This window comes from Oerskovia gallyi (assembly GCF_014836745.1).
Classification (GTDB): Bacteria; Actinomycetota; Actinomycetes; order Actinomycetales; family Cellulomonadaceae; genus Oerskovia; species Oerskovia paurometabola.
Genome location: NZ_JACSQE010000002.1, coordinates 139,602 through 158,886, shown reverse-complemented (window position 1 = coordinate 158,886; position 19,285 = coordinate 139,602). Strand labels below are relative to the sequence as shown.

The following is a 19,285-nucleotide window of genomic DNA, read 5'->3' as shown; positions in this document are numbered from 1 at the left end:
CAGGATCGGGGAAGGTGCTAGGTGTGCCGTTCCGTGGTGTGCGCCCCGAGCCACTCACTCATCTTCTCGAGCGGCATGTGCGTGTCGGCGACCTCGATCACGAAGTCCGCCATCTCGATCTGGTCGCCCACGAGCCGGTGCCCGTTCATGGCGTAGAAGACGTGCACAAGGATCAGCGAGAGTCGCTTGTTCCCGTCATGCAGCGGATGGAGCCGGTTGACCGAGTCCATGATCGCGGCGGCCTTCAGGTCGAGCCCTTCGTGCAGTTCTACGGCGTACCTGCGCGCCCGGGGCGCCGCCACCCGGTGTCCAGCGGTCCGGGCAACTCGCACGTGCCGGCTGTTCCGGTCGACCGCAGCCAGGGCTTCCGCCAGGTGACCTAGCTCGTCACGCGAGCCGTTTCAGGGCCTCGCTCCAGGAATCCATGGCCTCGGTGATGTGGGTCTGGATGTTCTCGTCGGAGGACTCGTCGAGCAGTTGTTCGAGGGCTTCGCCCTGCGTAACGTGCAGCGCCTCGGCGCGCGCCTTGAGCCGGTCGCGCACAGCGACCGGGACCTTGATCGTCGCCATCTTCTCCTGCGTCATGCTCCGAGTCTGCCGCGCGGCGCGGGCGCCTTCCATCACGAGGGCCCGCCGCACTACGAGACCCCGAACTCCCGCCGCAGCATCTCCCCGACCATCGCCGGGACGTCGACGTCCCCCGGGTGGAGCGCGTCGTAGACCTGGAGCCCTTCCCAGGTGGAGATGACGAGCGCGGCGCGGGCTTCGGGCGAGGCCCCGGCGTCGTCCAGCACGCCACGTGAACGCTGCGTCCGGATCATCCCGCCGATGACCCCGACGAGGACGCGATGCCGCTCCTGCAGCACCGGCCGCGCGGGATGGCCGGGCGTCCCGGCCTCGGCCGAGAGGGTCGAGAGGAGCTGGACCAGCCCGGGCGCTTCCCGGTTGCGTTCGGCGGTCTGGACGAACCCGTCGACGAGGTCCTCGGCCGTGAACTGCGAGGGCATCGAGGGCGGTGCGTGCTGCGCGTCGTGCCACTCGATGACGGCCAGGAGCAGGGCGGTCTTGTTGCCGAAGTGGTGCAGGAGGGTCGAGTGGTCGACCCCGGCCTCGCGCGCGATGCCGCGCAGGGATGCCCCGTAGAACCCCTTCTGGGCGAACGCCTCGGCCGCGCGGGCGACGATCGACTGCTTGGTCGCCCGGCCGGTGGCGTACCCGTCGGGTCGCCCGGTCGTGGCTGCTTGCTGCGTGGTCACGGTGCATCCCCTCCGAGGTCAGAGGCTACCCTCTCTCATAATTCCACCAACTGGTGGAGATTGGGCTAGCATGTGGCCGTGCTCACTCCTGACGCCCGACGACGTGCCCGTAGCGAGATGACCCTCACCGAGAAGGCCTCGCTCACCTCAGGCGCGAACTTCTGGAACACCACGCCGGTCGACCGGCTCGGCGTTCCCTCGATCATGCTCACCGACGGACCGCACGGGCTGCGCAAGCAGGGCGGGGCGGCGGACCACCTCGGTCTCAACGCCAGCCTGCCCGCCACGTGCTTCCCGACGGCCGCCACCCTCGCCAACAGCTGGGACCCGGGCCTCGTGGAGCGGGTGGGCGAGGCGCTCGGCGCCGAGGCCGCCGCCGAGGGCGTCAGCGTCCTGCTCGGACCCGGCCTCAACATCAAGCGCAACCCGCTCGCGGGCCGCAACTTCGAGTACTTCTCCGAGGACCCGCTGCTCGCGGGCCGGCTCGCCGCGGCGCAGATCCGCGGCATCCAGTCCCGCGGCGTGGCCGCGAGCGCCAAGCACTTCGCGGTGAACAGCCAGGAGACGCACCGCATGACGATGGACGAGGTCGTCGACGAGCGCGCGCTCCACGAGACCTACCTCGAGGCGTTCCGCATCGCGGTCACCGAGGGCCGGCCCTGGACCGTCATGAGCTCGTACAACAAGGTCAACGGGACCTACGCGAACGAGCACCGCGAGCTCCTCGACGAGATCCTGCGCAAGCAGTGGGGCTTCGACGGCCTGGTCGTGACCGACTGGGGCGGCAACAACGACCGCGTCGCGGGCCTCGTCGCGGGCAACGCGCTCGAGATGCCGTCGACCGACGGAGTGACCGACGCCGAGGTCGTGCGCGCGGTCGAGGAGGGTCGCCTCGACGAGGCGGTCCTCGACGCTCGCGTCGACGAGCTGCTGACGCTGATCGAGCGCACGGAGCGCACCCGCACGGCCGCGACCACGCCCGACGGCGCCGCGCTCAGCGGGTCTGCCAGCACGCCCGACGGCGCCGCGCCCGTCGACCTCGACGCGCACCACGAGCTCGCGGTCGAGGCCGCGCGTCGCTCGGTGGTCCTGCTGCGCAACGCACGCGGGACGCTGCCGCTCGGCCCGCACTCGGGCCGCGTCGCGGTCATCGGCGACTTCGCGGCGAATCCCCGGTACCAGGGGGCGGGCAGCTCGCTGGTCAACCCGACCCGGGTGGACGTCCCGCTCGACGCGCTGCGCGACAGCGGCCTGCAGGTCGTCGGGTACGAGCAGGGCTTCGCCCGCCGCGACGGGGGCCGGGGCGCGTGGGACTCAGCCCCGTCGGTCCGCCGCCGCCGTCGCGCGGTCCGGCTCGCGGAGCGTGCCGACATCGTGCTGCTGTTCCTCGGCCTGGACGAGTCCGCCGAGGCCGAGGGCGTCGACCGGACGCACCTGCGCCTCGCGCGCAACCAGCTCGCCCTCACGAGGGAGCTCACGACGCTCGGCGTGCCGGTCGTGGTCGTGCTGGCCGGTGGCGCGCCCGTCGAGCTGCCGTTCGCCGAGCACGTCGACGCGATCGTGCACGGCTACCTCGGCGGCCAGGGCGGTGGCCAGGCGATCGCCGACGTGCTGACCGGCCGCGTGAACCCCGCAGGACGCCTCGCCGAGACGTACCCGCTGCGCTACACGGACGTGCCGTCGTCGGCGACGTTCGGGCGGACCGAGGCGACGTCCGAGCACCGCGAGAGCATCTACGTCGGCTACCGCCACGCCGACAAGGTCGGCCTGCCGGTCCGCTACCCGTTCGGGCACGGCCTGAGCTACACGACGTTCGAGCACGGCGACCTCGTCGCGGACCGCACGAGCGTCCAGGTCACGGTCGCCAACACCGGCGACCGGTCCGGGACCGAGACCGTGCAGGTCTACGTCGAGGCGCCGGACGCCGCCGAGGGAGAGTTCCGCGCGCGGCGCGAGCTCGCCGGGTTCGCGCAGGTCACCCTGGCGCCGGGCGAGAGCGCACGCGTGAGCGTCGACCTCGCCGAGCACGCGTTCGCCGCCTACGACACGGGCAGCCACGAGTGGCGCACCGTGCCCGGCACCTACACCGTGCAGGTCGGCGCGTCGTCGCGCGACCTGCGGCTGTCCGCGCCCGTCGTGGTCGACGGCGAGATCTGGGCGCCCGCCACCACGGGCCTCCCGCACTACGTCAGCGGCCACGTGGACCGCGTCCCCGACGACGAGTTCGCCGCGCTCCTGGGACGCACGCCCCCGGCGCAGGACTGGCCCGCGGGTCGGCCGCTCACGCGCGCCGACATCATCGCGCAGGCGCGGGGTCGGGGCGGGTTCGGGGGCCTGCTGGTCGGGCTCATCGACGCGAGCGGCCGCCTGCTCATGGCGCTGGGGCGCCCCCACGCGGCGAACAACACCCGTTTCGTCCTCGACCTGCCGTTCCGGTCGGTGTCGCGGATGAGCGCCGGCACGGTCGACGAGGCGATGCTCGACGGCCTGCTGCTGATGGTCAACGGCCGGCTCTGGCGCGGCGCACGCCGCCTGGTCCCGGCATGGCGTGCCCACGCGATGGCCGCGCGGGCTCGGACGAAGGACTGAGAAGAAATGGCGACACGCACAGAGATCAAGCGGGACGCCGTCGCGCGCGCACAGGAGCTGCGCGCGACCAAGCGGGCCCGACGGGCCGAGCTGAAGGCGATGGCGCCGCATGAGCGCAGGGCGGCCAAGGCTGCCGACAAGCGTGCGGCCCGTCAGGCGCGCAAGGACGCCACGGCGGAGCGCAAGGAGGCCCGCGCCGGGATGACCCGGGCCGAGCGCCGCGAGGACAGGCGCCGCGCGCGCATCGACCGCAAGGTCGAGCACCGCCCGCGCCGCGCGGTCGGCTGGGGCGTCACGGCCGTGGCCGTGATCGCGATCGGGGGACTGGTCGCACCGTTCGCGAGCGCGTTCGGTCGCCTCATGACGATCGAGTACGACTCGTCGACGGAGGCGGGCGTGGCCGCCCGCGAGAACGCCGCCCAGGTCTCGGAGGACATCTCCGACGAGGGGATCGTCCTGCTGAAGAACCAGGACGACCTCCTGCCGCTGGCGGACGCCAACCTCAACGTGTTCAGCTTCGCGTCCTTCAACCTCATCCTCGGGGGCGGCGGCTCGGGCGGCAGCAACCAGTCGCAGTCCGTGACGTTCTACGACGCCCTCGCCGAGCAGGGGATCACGGTCAACCCCGAGCTCAAGGCGACCCTGGAGGAGGCCGGCGCCAAGACCAGCACGGGCAACAGCAACGGGCTCCTGCAGATCGTGAGCTCGATGCTCAAGCCGACCGAGGGCGAGCCTGCCCCGGACTACCTCACCGACGACGTCATGGCCCAGGCCGCACAGTTCTCCGGCACCGCGCTGGTGGTCATCGGGAACGACGGCGTCGAGGGGTCGGACATGAGCCCCGAGCAGCTGCGCCTGACCGACGAGCAGCGCGAGCTGTTCGACGTCGTGACGGCGTCGTTCGACGACGTCGTGGTGGTCGTGAACTCGGGCAACCAGATGGAGCTCGGCTTCCTCGACGAGTACCCGCAGATCAGGTCCGCGGTGTGGATCGGCACGCCGGGTCCGCGCGGCGCCGTCTCGCTCGCCAAGGTCCTGACGGGGGACGTGAACCCGTCCGGCCGCCTGACCGACACCTGCGCCTACGACGTGACGAGCGCCCCGGCGGTCGCCAACGTCGGAGACTTCGACTACGCGAACGCCAAGCGCTCGTACATGGACTACGAAGAGAGCATCTATGTCGGCTACCGCTACTACGAGACGCGCTACGCGGGGGACGAGGCGGGCTACGCGCAGGCCGTCCAGTTCCCGTTCGGCCACGGCCTGAGCTACACCACGTTCGCGCACGAGGCCACCGCGCCGCGCGTCGAGGGTGACACGATCAGCGTCGACGTCACGGTGACCAACACGGGCGGCACGGCGGGCAAGGACGTCGTCCAGGTCTACTTCTCGGCCCCCTGGACGCCGGGCGGCATCGAGAAGTCCGCGATCGAGCTCGCGGGATACGACAAGACGGCGATGCTCCAGCCGGGGGAGTCCGAGACCGTGACCGTCACGTTCGACGTGCGCGACATGGCCTCCTGGGACACCGAGGGTCACGGCGCGTACCTGCTCGAGGCCGGGACCTACCAGGTCTCGGTGCGCACCGACGTCCACACTCCGGTCGCGCAGTTCGACCACACGGTGGCCGAGGACGTCGTCTATGCCACGGACGCCGACACGGGGGCCGAGCTCACCAACCGCTTCGACTACGTCGAGGGCGACCTGACGTACCTCTCGCGCGCCGACTGGGAGGGCACGTACCCGCAGGCGCCCGAGGCCGGTGCCACGGCCTCCGACGAGCTGCTCGCACGCATGGACCCGGAGATCGAGCCCGCCGAGGGCGAGACGCCGACGTACGGCGCCGACAACGGCCTCGTCCTGGCCGACCTCGCGGGCCTCGACCACGACGACCCGCAGTGGGAGGAGTTCCTCGACCAGCTCACGCTCGACGAGCAGGTCGACCTCTTCGCCAAGGGCGCGTACCGCACGCATGCCGTCGACCGCCTGGGCATCCCCGCCATGGACCTGCTCGACGGGCCCGCCGGGCTGAACTCCCTGTTCAGCTCGCTCGAGGCGGCCGCCTACCCGACCCAGATCGTCGTGGCCTCGACCTGGAACGACGACCTCGCCCGCGCGCTGGGCGAGTCCGTGGGGACCGAGGCGAACGCCTACGGCATCGAGGGCTGGTACGCCCCCGGCATGAACCTGCACCGCACGGCCCTGGGCGGGCGTGACTTCGAGTACTTCTCGGAGGACCCGCACCTGTCGGGCAAGATGTCAGCCGCGATGGTCTCCGGCGCGGAGAGCAAGGGCGTGCTGACCTTCATGAAGCACTTCGCGCTCAACGAGCAGGAGGTCAACGCCCGCAGCGGCGTGAACGTCTTCGTCGACGAGCAGGCGCTGCGCGAGCTGTACCTCAAGCCCTTCGAGATCACGGTCAAGGAGGCCGACCCGACCGGCGCCATGAGCTCGTTCATCAACATGGGTGGCGTGTGGGCCGGTGCCAACGAGCAGCTCCTGCAGGACGTGCTCCGCGGCGAGTGGGGCTTCGAGGGCGTCGTCTCGACCGACGCGGTGCTCGGGGCCTGGATGGATCCCGGCCTCGCGGCCCGCTACGGCAACGACCTCATGCTCGCGATGCTCCCGGGCTCCGACAAGGCGACGAAGGCCGCGGTCGACGAGGACCCGGTGGGGGTCGGGAACGCGTTGCGTGACCGCGTCCACACGGTCCTGTACACCACGTTGCAGACGAACCTGTTCGACTGATCCCGGCAGCCCCCTTCAGCGCCCGACGCCGGAGCGCACCTTCCCCGTGAAGGCGCGCTCCGGCGTCGGGCGTCCGTGGTGCGCCACCCGGGACACGGACAATTCCCTCGCCCTGGCCGGGGCGCGGCCGCTAGCCTCCGGGCCATGACGCTCACCCCTCGCCGAGGCCCTCGCCCCACCACGTCGGACGAGGGGCCGCACCGGCAGGTCGACCAGCTCTCTCCCGCCGCGCTCTGGGGCGAGCTCGTGCTCGCGGCGACCACGATCGACGGGGTCCGGGAGGGCCACAGCTCGGTGTCCCCGGCGACGTCCCGGGCGCTGTTCCTCGACGGCCTCGACCGCACGCCGCACCCCGAGACGTCGCTCGCGACGCCCGACCAGCGTCTCGAACCGGTCCACCTGCACGGCGTGAGGGACACGAGCCTGCACCTGTGCCTGCCGCGCGCGCGGGCCGAGGAGGTCTGCGCGACCGGCTGGGGCGAGCCGCACCAGTACGCGGACCACGCGACCGAGATCATGGTCTACGGACCACGCGACGCCGACGAGCTCGCGGTCGTCCTGGGCCTGGTGCGCGAGAGCCTGGACGTCGCACGGGCCCTCGCGTCGAGGTAGAGGGGCACCCCACCGCCTCGCGGCACGGTCAGGCGCCGGAGAGCACCGTGACGGACACGAGCGCCACGTCGTCCTCGCGGTGGTGCGGCACGAGCCTGGCGAGCAGGGCGTCGAGGAGGTCGTCGGGGGAGGACCGGACGACGTCCTCGACCACGCCCGGCAGCCGCTCGAGCCCCTCCCGGAGCGGGACGTCGCGCCTCTCGACCAGACCGTCGGTGAAGAGGAGCAGGGTGTCTCCCGGGTGGACGGTGACCGTGTGGTCGGTGCGTCCCGTCCCTGAGCCGACCCCGAGGAGGCGGTCGTTCCTCCGCCGGAGCAGGTCGGTCGAGCCGCCGGCGGTGATCAGTGCGGGAGGCGGATGCCCGGCGGAGGCCCACGTGAGCGTGCGGACGCCGCTGGGCTCTGGGAGCGAGATCCGTGCGGCGGCGACCGTCGCGACGGCCGAGACACCCAGTCCCGCGACCGTGCGCTCGGTCCGGTCGAGGATCTCGGCGGGGGACTCACCCGTGTCGTAGGCGATGCCGCGCATGACCCCGCGGAGCTGCCCCATGGTCGCGGCCGCCGAGATGTCGTGTCCCACGACGTCCCCGACCACGACGAACGCGCACCCGCACGACTGCTCGAACGCGTCGTACCAGTCGCCGCCGACGTGCATCTCGCGGGACGCGGGCCGGTACCGGACGTCGACGCGCAGGCCGTCGGGCTGCGCGGGCGCGGTGAGGATCGAGTCCTGGAGCTCGAGCGCGGCGCGGCGTTCGCGGTCGAAGCTCTCCTGGAAGCGCCCGACCGAGGACCCCAGGTGCATCGCGTGGTCGACCACGGCGGCGTCGAGCCCGACCTGCCGGTCCGTCGCCGCCCGCCGGGAGGTCTGCACGATATCGGTGACGTCCTCCGCGCGGTGCACGAGGGCGGCCACGCGTCCGCTGACGTCGAAGACCGGGATGTTGGTCATGAGCCAGTGACGCTCGACCCACTCGCCGGGCCGTGCCCCCGTGACGTCGATCCGGAGCGGTTCGAGCAGCTCGATCCGTCCGGTGCGCACGACACGCCGCAACGACGCGACGACTCGGTCGACGCGGTCCTGGTCGGCGGGGGAGAACTCGAAGCCGTCGTTGAGCGGGCGTCCGACGAGGGCCGACGCGGGCAGCCCCAGCATGTCGAGGTAGGCGTCGTTGACGTCGAGCACGGTCAGGTCCGGTGCCAGCAGGATCTTCGGGGCAGAGAGCGCCGCGAAGACCGCCCGGTAGTCGGGCGAGGTGCCTGGTGGTCCGTCCGGGTGCCCGTCCGGCGACGCGCTCGCCACCCGTCGTGCGTCGTCCGCCATCGGAAGCCTCTTCCCCTGCGTGTCTCCTCAGCATGGCCGAGTCGTCGAGGTTCCGCAGGAGGGCGCCGCGGCGTCAGCTCACGTTGTCGGTGTACTCCACGTCCTTGGTCTCCTTGCTCACGAGCAGCGCCACGAGCGTCAGGACCGACATGGCCGACAGGTAGACCCCGACCAGCACGGGCGAGCCGTCCGCCTGCTCCCACAGCGCGACCGCGATGAACGGCGCGACGGCCGCCCCCAGGATCGACGACAGGTTGTAGGCGATCGCCGAGCCGGTGTACCGGACGTTGGCGGGGAAGAGCTCGGGCAGGATCGCGGCCATGGGGCCGAACGTCAGGCCCATGAGCGTGAAGCCCACGACCAGGAGCGTCATGACGCCCACGGTCCCGCCCGTGAACAGCGGCACGAACAGGGCGCCGAACGCGATGATCGCGACGGTCGTCCAGATGAGGTGCTTGCGGCGCCCGAACCTCTCGGCCATCGGCCCGGAGACGAGCGTGAAGATCCCGAAGAACACGACGCCGACGATGAGCATCACGAGGAAGTCGGTGCGCTCGTAGCCGAGCCCCGGTGCGCCGCCGCTCTCCGCGGGGACCTCGGCGGGCGCGGTGCCGAACGTCAGCGTGAACGTCGTCATGAGGTAGAACAGCACGTAGGTCGCGAGCATGATGAACGTGCCGAGCACGATCTGGCGCCACGAGGAGCGGAACACCTGCGCCACGGGCAGCTTGGCGACCGCGCCGGTCTCGACGACCTTCTGGAACGAGGGGCTCTCGACCAGGCGCAGCCGGACCCACAGGCCCACGATCACGAGGAGCGCGCTGGCCAGGAACGGCACGCGCCAGCCCCATGCGGAGAACTGCTCGTCGGTCAGCGTCTCGGCCAGGACCAGGAACGTGGTGTTGGCGAGGATGAACCCGATCGGGGCGCCGAGCTGGGGGAACGTGCCCCAGATCGCGCGCTTGCCCGCGGGGGCGTTCTCGGTCGCGAGCAGCGCCGCGCCGCTCCACTCGCCGCCCAGCCCCAGTCCCTGGCAGAAGCGCATCAGGACGAGCAGCGCGGGCGCGAGCACGGACCAGCCGGGGGTCGACGACGGCGGCAGCAGGCCGATGAGGAACGTCGCGACGCCCATGGTCAGGAGCGAGGCGACGAGCGTGCCCTTGCGGCCGATCCGGTCGCCGTAGTGGCCGAACACGATCGACCCGAGGGGGCGCGCGACGAACGCGACGCCGAACACCGCGAACGACGCGAGGAGCTGGGACGTGCTGCCGTCCAGCGCCGAGAAGAACACGGCCGGGAAGACGAGGACCGCGGCGGTCGCGTACGCGTAGAAGTCGTAGAACTCGATCGACGTGCCGATGAGGCTCGCGAAGATCACGCGCCCCTTGCTGTTGGCGGGGGCGTCCGGGGTGCCGGGCGCCCCGGCAGAGCCGGCCTGACCGGCGGCGCCGGAGGGGTCGGCGGTCGGGTGTGCTGCCGTCGTGGTCACGGGAGTGCTCCTGCGGGGTTCGGGGAAGCGTCGAGGAGGTCCCTGGGCATCGAGGGGGACCGTACTACCCGGTAACTTCGCGCCCCACGGTAAGGACCGGGGCCACAGGGCGAGCAGGCCGTCTCGCGATGTGGTCACCCGTCCCGAGGGCGGCCCGGGGTCGCCCAGGACCACCACGACCCGCAAGGCATGATGGGAGGACGACCCCCACACGAAGGAGAACCATGCCTCTGCCCCTCCAGCCCACCCTGGACTTCGTCACCGGGCTGCCCAAGGCCGAGCTCCACCTGCACCTCGAGGGCACCCTCGAGCCGGACCTCAAGCTCCGCCTCGCCGAGCGCAACGGCATCGACATCGGCCAGACCACGGTCGAGGAGGTGCAGGCGACGTACAAGTTCACCGACCTCACCAGCTTCCTCGCGGTCTACTACCCGGCCATGGACGTGCTGCAGACCGAGGACGACTTCTTCGAGCTCGCCCACGCGTACCTCCTGCGCGCGGCCGCGAACGGCGTCAAGCACGCCGAGATGTTCTTCGACCCCCAGGCGCACACCGCGCGCGGCGTCCCGTTCGAGGCCGTCGTCAAGGGTTACCACCGGGCCGCGGCCGCCGCGGCCGACTTCGGTGTCGACGCCGACCTCATCCTGTGCTTCCTGCGCGACCTCTCGGCCGAGAGCGCCGCCGAGACGCTCGAGGCCTCGGTGCCGTTCAAGGACCTGATCCTGGGCGTGGGTCTCGACTCCGACGAGCGCGGCAACCCGCCCGAGAAGTTCACCGCGGTCTTCGCCCGGGCCCGCGAGCTCGGCTACCGCCTGACGATGCACTGCGACATCGACCAGGTCGGCAGCATCGACAACATCCGCACCGTGCTGGAGACCATCGAGGTCGACCGCATCGACCACGGCACCAACATCGTCGAGGACCCCGCCCTGGTGGCCGAGGTCAAGGCCCGCGGCATCGGCCTGACGAGCTGCCCCGTGTCGAACAGCTTCGTGACCGACGACATGAAGGCCGTCGAGGTCGCCCAGCTGCTGCGCGACGGCGTCAAGATCACCATCAACTCCGACGACCCGGCCTACTTCGGCGGCTACGTGGCCGACAACTACGCGGCCGTCGCGGCCAAGGCCGGCCTCACGTCCGAGGAGGTCGTGACGCTCGCGAAGAACTCGTTCGAGGCCTCGTGGATCGACCCGGAGCGCCGCGCGGCGTACCTCGACGAGATCGACCGCTACGTCGAGCACTACGAGCCCGCCCAGGCGTAGCCGACGACATGTGCCCGACGGCGGAGCGCGCCTCGCGCGGGAGGCGCGCCTCCGCTGCCGGGCATGTCAGGCCTGCCGGGCATGTCCGGCAGTGCGACCGCCGTGCGACCCGCCCAGGGCGACCACGTTCCCGCTGGTCAGCGACCGCTCGTGGCGGGCGGCGTCGTCGGGCACGCGCTCGTGGGTGAATAATCTCCTGATGCCCTGCGTTGGGGAACGGGGGAGTGCGGCACCGCGAGCGGCGCCGTACGACGGCACGGGCGCGCAGCCCGCGCCGGACGCACGACCATCCGGACGATCCTCGAGAGAGCTAGGCGACCACGACCACATGAACGATCTGCTCTACGTCAACGGCGGCACTCCGCTCAACGGGACCATCACCGTGCGGGGGGCGAAGAACTTCGTCTCCAAGGCGATGGTGGCCTCCCTGCTCGGCGAGGGGCCGAGCGTGCTGCGCAACGTGCCGCAGATCCGCGACGTCGGCGTCGTGACGGGACTGCTCGAGCTGCACGGCGTCAAGGTCGTCGCGGACGAGGCCGGGGGCGTCCTGCACCTCGACCCGACCGACGTCGAGTCGGCGCACGTCGCGGACATCGACGCGCACGCCGGGTCGAGCCGCATCCCGATCCTCTTCTGCGGCCCGCTCCTGCACCGCCTGGGCGAGGCGTTCATCCCGGACCTCGGGGGCTGCCGCATCGGCGACCGCCCCATCAACTACCACCTGGACATCCTGCGCCAGTTCGGCGCCGTGGTGGACAAGCGTGAGCAGGGCATCCACATCCGCGCCCCGCGCCGCCTCCAGGGCACCAAGATCTCCCTGCCCTACCCGAGCGTGGGCGCGACCGAGCAGCTCCTGCTCACGGCCGTGCGCGCCGAGGGCATCACCGAGCTGTCGGGCGCCGCGATCGAGCCCGAGATCATGGACCTCATCGCCGTCCTGCAGAAGATGGGCGCGATCATCTCGGTCGACACCGACCGCGTGATCCGCATCGAGGGCGTCGACAAGCTCATGGGCTACCAGCACACCGCCCTGGGCGACCGCATCGAGGCGGCGTCCTGGGGGTCCGCGGCCCTCGCGACCGGTGGCGACATCACCGTCAAGGGCGCGACGCAGCCCGAGATGATGACGTTCCTCAACACGTTCCGAAAGGTCGGCGGCGAGTTCGAGGTCCAGGAGGACGGCATCCGGTTCTACCACCCGGGCGGCGACCTCAACGCGATCGTGCTCGAGACCGCGGTGCACCCGGGGTTCATGACGGACTGGCAGCAGCCCCTCGTCGTCGCGCTCACGCAGGCCAAGGGCCTGTCGATCGTCCACGAGACGGTCTACGAGAACAGGTTCGGCTTCACCGACGCGCTGCGCGGCATGGGCGCGACCATCCAGGTCTACAAGGAGTGCCTGGGCGGCCTGCCGTGCAGGTTCGGGCAGCGCAACTTCCACCACTCGGCCGTCATCTCCGGCCCGACGCCGCTTTCCGCGGCCGACATCGAGGTCCCGGACCTGCGCGGCGGGTTCAGCCACCTCATCGCGGCCCTCGCTGCCAAGGGCACCTCGACCGTGCGCGGGATCGGCCTGATCGACCGTGGCTACGAGTACTTCCAGGCCAAGCTCGAGGCGCTGGGCGCGGACGTCAGCCGGGGCTGACCCGGCTCCTCCACCGGCTCACGGGGCTGATCGGAGGCTCCCGGCACCGACTGGGCGCGGCGCGTGCGACGGCACGCACCGCGCCCGTCGTCGTCCTCACAGGCTTCCCACATGCTCACGTCACCTTCCGTGCAGGTCCGTGGACCACAGTGGGGGCACGGGCGAACGGCTCGCCCGGACTGGAGGAGCGACATGTCGAGCGAGCGGCCGTCCGAGACGTCCCCCGAGAACTCTCCTGCGTCGGACGACGACGCGCTGCACCGGCCGCGCCCAGAGCCGCGCGCCCCTCGGCGGCGGGCCCTGACGTGGGGAGCGGGAGCCCTCACCTTCAGCGTCCTGACCCTGGGCGGGTTGGCACTGAGCGCGCCGTCGGGGACGGGCGGGAGCGCCCCCTCGACGGACTCCGGACCGGGAGCGACCGGAGCAGCGGCCACGGTCGTCGGCGACAGCGGTGAGGTCACCGTCGCGGACGGCATGACAAACGTCATCGAGCAACGCTGACGAACCCGACGGAACGGGTGACGGGGCGCACTGCCCGACCCCTCCCGCCGGCACCAGGCTGGAGGCATGGACAACGACACCTTCGGCAGCGGCCCGGGTCGCCCGCTCTCCCCGGACGACCTCGTCATCGACGTGCACGGCCTGCGCCGCCGGTACGCCAGCGGCTCGCGCGGCGCGCAGGGCTTCGAAGCGGTCGCGGGAGTCGACCTCCAGGTCCGGCGCGGCGAGCTCTTCGCGCTGCTCGGGACGAACGGTGCCGGCAAGACCTCGTTCCTCGAGGTCGTCGAGGGGCTCACGCGCCCCACGGGCGGCACGGTCCGGGTCTTCGGCAAGGACCCCTACCGCCAGCGCGCCCAGGTCCGACCCCGCATCGGGATCATGCTGCAGGAGGCGGGCTTCCCGTCCGACCTGACGGCGATCGAGACCGCGCGCATGTGGGCCGGGACTCTCACCGCACCGCGCCCCGTCGAGGAGGCCCTCGACCTGGTCGCGCTGCGCGGCCGCGCCGACGTCACCGTGAGCTCGCTCTCGGGCGGTGAGCGACGTCGTCTGGACCTCGCCCTGGCGCTGCTCGGGCGCCCCGAGGTCCTGTTCCTCGACGAGCCCACCACGGGGCTAGACCCCGAGAGCCGCCGCTCGGCCTGGGACCTCGTGCGCGGGCTGCTCGACGACGGCACGACCGTCGTCCTCACGACCCACTACCTCGAGGAGGCCGAGCGCCTCGCGGACCGCCTCGCGATCATGCACGGCGGCCGGATCGTGCAGGAGGGCACCGTCGCGGACATCGTCGAGGCCGAGCCCTCGTTCGTCCACCTCGACGAGGAGAGCGTGCGCCCCCACCTGACGGACCTGCCGCTGCTGCCCGGGGAGACGCTCACGCGCATCGAGGGCGGCACCGTGGCGATCGCGACACGCGACCTCCAGCGCACGCTCGCCGTGCTGCTCGCGTGGGCGACCGACCGCGACGTGACCTTCGGCCGTATCGAGGCGCGCCCCGCGTCCCTCGAGCAGGCCTTCCTCGCCATCGCGGACGGGCCCGGCAGCGCCCGGACCGGGTCCGCGTCCACCACCGACCTGACGGAGCGTGCCGCATGACCACCCTCGCCCCCACCTCGACCCGCGCACCGGGCGCCCCGTGGACGCCGCGAGCCGCGAGCGGCCTCACCGGCTCGCTGCGCCGCATCTCCGCGCTCGTCCGCGCCGAGACCACCCTCCTCCTGCGCAACCGGACGGCCCTGTTCAACGGGGTGCTGCTCGCCCCCGCCATGGTGGCCTTCCTGCACTTCTCGGGCGCGTTCGAGGTCTTCGTGGGCGACGACGCGGGAGCCTCGATCATCGGCGCGTTCGCGCTCACGAGCCTCGTCTGCTTCGCCCTCATGTTCGTCGTCTACTACAACCTGGCCAGCGCCTACGTGGCCCGGCGCGAGGAGCTCGTGCTCAAGCGGCTGCGGACGGGGCAGTGCTCCGACGCGGAGATCCTGGCGGGAGCCGCGACGCCCGCGGTCGTGACCATGCTGGGACAGCTCGTCCTGGGTGGGGTCGCGATCGCGCTCTGGATCGGGCTCGACGCCCCGGCGAACGTCCTGCTGCTGCTCGTCGCGGTCCTCGGGGGCACGTTCGTCTTCGCGGCGCTCGCGGCCGCGAGCACCGCGTTCACTCGCACGCTCGAGTCCGCGCAGCTCTCGACGCTGCCGATCATGGCGCTCGCGCTGCTCCTGTCCGGGACGGCCCTCCCGCTCACGATGCTCCCCGAGCGCGTCCAGACCCTCGCCGAGCTCACGCCCCTGCACCCGGTCGCCGAGCTCCTGACGATCGGCCTCACGGGTCTCGGGCCCGACGGCGTCGCGGTGGGCTTCGGGGAGACGTTCTCCCTGGCAGCGGAGCCCCTCGCGGTCCTGGCCGCCTGGTGCGTGCTCGGCGCGTGGCTCGCGACCCGGTACATGCGGTGGGAGCCGCGCCGTTGACCTGTGCCCCCGTGGCGGTCGTGCCCGGCCTGCACGTGCCGGCCCAGCCGCATGACAGGCTGGTGCCCGTGAGCCGCAACCCCCTCGTCGGCGCGTGGTCGCGCCGCTCCAACCCCGAACGGTTCGACACCTACACGCGCTGGTCGCTGTACGTCGTCGCGACGTTCGAGCTCTTCGTGGTGCTCTGGGTCGTCGGCGAGGTACCCACGGGGCACCCGGCCCTGCTCGCCCCACTGATCGGGCTGTGCCTCGCGCACACCGCGTCGTGCGTCGTCGTGATCCGGTACGGGGTCACCCGGTTCCTCGGCGGCCCGCCGCCTCCCCGGTGGGCCCTGGGCGCCATGTGGGGGCTCGCGCTCGCGACCTGCGTGGTCGGCCTCGCGGCGTACCCCACGGGTGAGGGGTCCATGTTCCAGGGCAACACCCCGGTCCTGGTCGTGACCGCGGCGACCGCGTTCTCGGTCGCGGCCTGCGCGCCGCTCCTGACCTTCCGGTGGTTGGCGCTCGGGGCGGTCGGCGTCGCGGCGGTCTCGGGGCTCGTCTCGTGGGCCGTCGCCCCGGTCCGCGACGAGACGGCGGCGGGCATCGCGGTGGGCCAGGGCATCGGCGTCGTCCTCATGTGCGTCGGCATCTTCGCGTCCTACCGGGTGTCGGTGTGGATGCTCGGGATCGTGTGGGAGCAGGAGCGCAACCGGGTCCTGCACGCCCGCCTCGCCGTCGCCGAGGAGCGGCTGCGCTTCTCGCGCGACCTGCACGACGTGTTCGGACGCACGCTCTCGGTCGTGGCCGTCAAGAGCGAGCTGGCCGCCGAGCTCGCGACGCGCGGGCGCCCGGGAGCCGCCGAGCAGATGCTCGAGGTGCGCCAGATCGCGCAGGACTCGCTGCGCGAGGTGCGGGCGGTGGTCGCCGGGTACCGGGCCACGGACCTGCCGGCCGAGCTCAGCGGGGCCCGCTCGGTCCTGCGGTCGGCCGACATCGAGACCACGATCGAGTCGTGCGGCGACGAGAAGGATGCCGGGCTGCCCCTGGGCACGCAGGAGGCGCTCGCCTGGGTCGTGCGCGAGGCCGTGACCAACGTGGTCCGGCACTCGGACGCCACCCGGTGCGAGATCACGCTGCGCGTCGACCGGGGCGAGGCGGTGCTGACCGTGACCAACGACGGCGTCCCCGACCTCGACCGCACCACGACCAGCCCTGGGAGCCCCAGCGGGTCCGGGCTCATCGGCCTGGGCGAGCGGCTCGCCGAGGCGGGCGGGCGCCTCGAGACCCATCTCGTCCCACCCGTCTTCCGCCTCACGGCCAGCGTCCCGCTCCCCGGCCCGGGCATGGGTAGCCTCGTCCCGCGCCTGCCGCGCGGCCCCCGGGGCCGTGGCTCAGGCGCGCCCAGCCCCGCCGAGGAAGGCACCACCCCGTGATCCGCATCCTGCTCGCCGACGACGAGAACCTCATCCGTGACGCGCTCGCGACCCTGCTCTCGCTCGAGGACGACCTCGAGGTCGTCGTCCAGGCCGCGTCGGGGCCGGAGGCGCTCGCGGCCGCGCGCAAGCACTCCCCGGACGTCGCGGTGCTCGACCTCCAGATGCCCGGGCTCGACGGGATCGAGGTCGCCCAGGCCCTGGCCACCGAGGTGCCCGGGTGCGGGGTCGTCATGGTCACGAGCCACGGCCGACCGGGGTACCTCAAGCGCGCGCTCGAGGCCGGCGTGCGCGCCTTCCTGCCCAAGACCGTCTCCTCCCGCGTCCTCGCGGACGTCGTGCGCCAGGTCCAGGCCGGCGGGCGCTACGTCGACCCCGAGCTCGCGGCCGAGGCCATCGCGGCCGGCTCGAGCCCGCTGACGCCTCGCGAGGCCGACGTCCTGGAGCTCGCGGCCGGGGGAGCGCCCGTCGAGGAGATCGCGACCCGCGCGTCGCTCGCCCCGGGCACGGTCCGCAACTACCTCTCCTCGGCCGCCGCGAAGCTCGGCGCGACCAACCGGCACGAGGCCGTGCACCTGGCGCGGCGGCACGGCTGGATCTGAGCCGTCGTGGCAGCGGCGTCGGGCCCGCGCACCCAGGGCGCGCGGCGCCGTCGGGCCCGACGACGGCACGCGGCCCGGTAGGCTCGGTGACCGTGCCGAAAGCTCATCCTGACAGCCGCGCGTACCGCCTCGTCGCGCTCGTCGTGCGACCCATCATGTTCACCATCACCCGCCGTGACTGGCAGGGCGAGGAGAACATCCCCGCCACGGGGGGGTTCATCGCTGCGGGCAACCACATGTCGAACATCGACCCGCTGACGTTCGCCCACTTCCTGTACGACAACGGGCGGGCGCCCAAGATCCTCGCCAAGGCGTCGCTGTGGAAGGTCCCGTTCTTCGGCGGCCTCCTGAACCGCACAGGCATGATCCCCGTGCAGCGCAACACAGCGGGGGCCGCGTCCTCGGTGAGCGCGGCCGTCGACCAGCTCACGCTCGGCGAGTGCGTCGCGGTCTTCCCCGAGGGCACGCTGACGCGTGACCCGGACCTGTGGCCCATGGTCGGCAAGACCGGTGCCGCGCGCCTGGCGCTCGCGAGCCGCATGCCCGTGGTGCCCATCGCACAATGGGGCATGCAGGACATCCTGCCGCGCTACAGCAAGCGGTTCCGGCCGTTCCCGCCCAAGAAGGTCGCCGTCCACGCCGGGCCGCCCGTCGACCTGTCGGACCTCTACGAGCGTCCGATCGACACCGTGACCCTGCGCGAGGCCACCGACCGCATCATGGACGCCATCACGGGGCTCCTCGAGGACATCCGCGGGGAGAAGGCCCCCGCGGAGCGCTTCGACGTCCGCAAGAACCCCGGCTCGGAGGAGCGCAAGTGAGCGACCAGCAGATCATCGCGACCGTCCTGGGCTCGGGAGCGTGGGGCACGACGTTCGCCGCGGTCCTGGCCGACGCCGGGTGCGAGGTCCGCCTGTGGGGCCGCAACCCCGAGGTCGCGGCCGACATCAACGCGACCCGTCGCAACTCCGCGTACCTGCCCGACATCGACCTGCCCGCAGGGCTCACGGCCACGACCGACGCGGCCGAGGCCCTCGCCGGGGCCCAGCTCGTCGTGGTCGCGATCCCGTCGCAGAGCGCCCGCGCGACGCTCGCGCCGTTGCGCGAGCACCTCGCCGAGGGGGTCGTGGCGGTCTCGCTCATGAAGGGCGTCGAGCTCAGCACCGACCGCCGCATGAGCGAGGTCGTGGCCGAGGTGTGGGACCTGCCGCTCGACCGGGTCGCGGTCGTGTCCGGGCCCAACCTCGCACGCGAGATCGCCGAGCACCAACCGACCGCGACCGTCGTCTCGGCCACGAACGAGGAGACCGCGCGCTTCGTCGCGGCCGCCTGCTCGTCGTCCTACTTCCGCCCGTACACCAACTCGGACGTCGTGGGCGTCGAGCTCTGCGGGGCCGTGAAGAACGTCATCGCGCTCGCCGTGGGCATCGCCCAGGGCCGAGGGTTCGGCTACAACACGACCGCGACCGTCATCACGCGCGGCCTGGTGGAGATCACCCGCCTCGGGCTCGCGCTCGGAGCCGACGCCGAGACGTTCTCGGGTCTCGCAGGCATGGGCGACCTCGTCGCGACCTGCACGTCCCCCCTGTCCCGCAACCACACGCTCGGCAAGCACATCGGCCGTGGCATGAGCCTCGACGAGGCCGTCGCGGCCACTGGCGGCACGGCAGAGGGAGTCAAGTCCTGCCGGTCGGTGCTCGAGCTCGCACAGAAGGTGGGCGTCGACATGCCCATCACGGCCGGTGTGGTCGCCGTCCTGCACCAGGGCATGCCGGTCGACGACATGGCCCGCGGACTGCTCGCGCGGCCGCAGAAGTCCGAGGGCGTGACGTCGGGGCGCTGAGGCGACCGCGCCGCTCCGCCGGCTCGGCGCCCTGA

At 72.2% G+C, this 19,285-nt stretch carries 17 protein-coding genes; 12 read left to right on the top strand and 5 right to left on the bottom strand.

What is annotated here, in order from left to right:
* Window positions 1–17 precede the first annotated feature (17 nt).
* Genes H9640_RS03155 through H9640_RS03145 form a run of 3 tightly spaced genes read right to left on the bottom strand, consistent with a single transcriptional unit; the run spans window position 18 to window position 1,256 of the window.
* A complete protein-coding gene (locus tag H9640_RS03155) occupies window positions 18–332 on the bottom strand; it encodes a type II toxin-antitoxin system death-on-curing family toxin (protein ID WP_318243617.1) in 315 nt (104 codons plus the stop codon).
* Between the two features lie 55 nt (window positions 333–387).
* A complete protein-coding gene (locus tag H9640_RS03150; protein WP_191789280.1) occupies window positions 388–585 on the bottom strand; it encodes a hypothetical protein in 198 nt (65 codons plus the stop codon).
* Between the two features lie 53 nt (window positions 586–638).
* On the bottom strand, window positions 639–1,256 hold the full coding sequence (locus tag H9640_RS03145; protein ID WP_191789279.1) for a TetR/AcrR family transcriptional regulator: 618 nt from the start codon (window positions 1,254–1,256) through the stop codon (window positions 639–641).
* A 78-nt stretch (window positions 1,257–1,334) separates the two neighbouring features.
* Between H9640_RS03145 and H9640_RS03140 the strand changes: the two genes are divergently transcribed.
* The 3 genes from H9640_RS03140 (at window position 1,335) to H9640_RS18945 (ending at window position 7,205) form a co-directional block, all read left to right on the top strand.
* Window positions 1,335–3,845 (top strand): glycoside hydrolase family 3 C-terminal domain-containing protein, encoded by a 2,511-nt coding sequence (locus H9640_RS03140; protein ID WP_318243616.1) that lies wholly within the window; start codon window positions 1,335–1,337, stop codon window positions 3,843–3,845.
* A 6-nt stretch (window positions 3,846–3,851) separates the two neighbouring features.
* On the top strand, window positions 3,852–6,593 hold the full coding sequence (locus tag H9640_RS03135) for a beta-glucosidase (protein WP_191789278.1): 2,742 nt from the start codon (window positions 3,852–3,854) through the stop codon (window positions 6,591–6,593).
* Window positions 6,594–6,737: 144 nt separating this feature from the next.
* A complete protein-coding gene (locus H9640_RS18945) occupies window positions 6,738–7,205 on the top strand; it encodes a luciferase domain-containing protein (protein ID WP_225226643.1) in 468 nt (155 codons plus the stop codon).
* A 28-nt stretch (window positions 7,206–7,233) separates the two neighbouring features.
* On the opposite strand, the gene H9640_RS03125 is transcribed toward H9640_RS18945, so the two are convergent.
* Both H9640_RS03125 and H9640_RS03120 read right to left on the bottom strand, forming a co-directional pair.
* The gene (locus H9640_RS03125; protein WP_191789277.1) at window positions 7,234–8,529 is read right to left on the bottom strand and encodes a PP2C family protein-serine/threonine phosphatase; all 1,296 of its coding nucleotides are present in this window, start codon (window positions 8,527–8,529) and stop codon (window positions 7,234–7,236) included.
* A 73-nt stretch (window positions 8,530–8,602) separates the two neighbouring features.
* Window positions 8,603–9,907 (bottom strand): MFS transporter, encoded by a 1,305-nt coding sequence (locus tag H9640_RS03120; protein ID WP_191789462.1) that lies wholly within the window; start codon window positions 9,905–9,907, stop codon window positions 8,603–8,605.
* A 335-nt stretch (window positions 9,908–10,242) separates the two neighbouring features.
* On the opposite strand from H9640_RS03120, the gene H9640_RS03115 reads away from it, so the two are divergent.
* The 9 genes from H9640_RS03115 (at window position 10,243) to H9640_RS03075 (ending at window position 19,250) form a co-directional block, all read left to right on the top strand.
* Entirely contained in the window at window positions 10,243–11,280 is a 1,038-nt protein-coding gene (locus H9640_RS03115) for an adenosine deaminase (RefSeq protein ID WP_191789276.1), read from the top strand.
* Window positions 11,281–11,608: 328 nt separating this feature from the next.
* The gene (murA, locus tag H9640_RS03110) at window positions 11,609–12,925 is read left to right on the top strand and encodes a UDP-N-acetylglucosamine 1-carboxyvinyltransferase (protein ID WP_191789275.1); all 1,317 of its coding nucleotides are present in this window, start codon (window positions 11,609–11,611) and stop codon (window positions 12,923–12,925) included.
* A gap of 192 nt (window positions 12,926–13,117) precedes the next feature.
* The gene (locus tag H9640_RS03105) at window positions 13,118–13,426 is read left to right on the top strand and encodes a hypothetical protein (RefSeq protein ID WP_191789274.1); all 309 of its coding nucleotides are present in this window, start codon (window positions 13,118–13,120) and stop codon (window positions 13,424–13,426) included.
* A gap of 66 nt (window positions 13,427–13,492) precedes the next feature.
* Entirely contained in the window at window positions 13,493–14,521 is a 1,029-nt protein-coding gene (locus H9640_RS03100; protein WP_191789273.1) for an ABC transporter ATP-binding protein, read from the top strand.
* Entirely contained in the window at window positions 14,518–15,390 is an 873-nt protein-coding gene (locus H9640_RS03095) for an ABC transporter permease (protein ID WP_191789272.1), read from the top strand. The genes H9640_RS03100 and H9640_RS03095 overlap by 4 nt, the downstream gene beginning before the upstream one ends.
* A 68-nt stretch (window positions 15,391–15,458) precedes the next feature.
* A complete protein-coding gene (locus H9640_RS19540) occupies window positions 15,459–16,805 on the top strand; it encodes a sensor histidine kinase (RefSeq protein ID WP_191789271.1) in 1,347 nt (448 codons plus the stop codon).
* The gene (locus H9640_RS03085) at window positions 16,802–17,407 is read left to right on the top strand and encodes a response regulator transcription factor (RefSeq protein ID WP_191789270.1); all 606 of its coding nucleotides are present in this window, start codon (window positions 16,802–16,804) and stop codon (window positions 17,405–17,407) included. The genes H9640_RS19540 and H9640_RS03085 overlap by 4 nt, the downstream gene beginning before the upstream one ends.
* 92 nt (window positions 17,408–17,499) lie before the next feature.
* Window positions 17,500–18,228, top strand: coding sequence for a lysophospholipid acyltransferase family protein (locus tag H9640_RS03080; protein WP_318243615.1), 729 nt, complete (start codon window positions 17,500–17,502; stop codon window positions 18,226–18,228).
* Window positions 18,225–19,250: an NAD(P)H-dependent glycerol-3-phosphate dehydrogenase gene (locus H9640_RS03075; protein ID WP_307824026.1), complete on the top strand. Its 1,026-nt coding sequence runs from the start codon at window positions 18,225–18,227 to the stop codon at window positions 19,248–19,250. The genes H9640_RS03080 and H9640_RS03075 overlap by 4 nt, the downstream gene beginning before the upstream one ends.
* The last annotated feature ends 35 nt before the right edge of the window (window positions 19,251–19,285 follow it).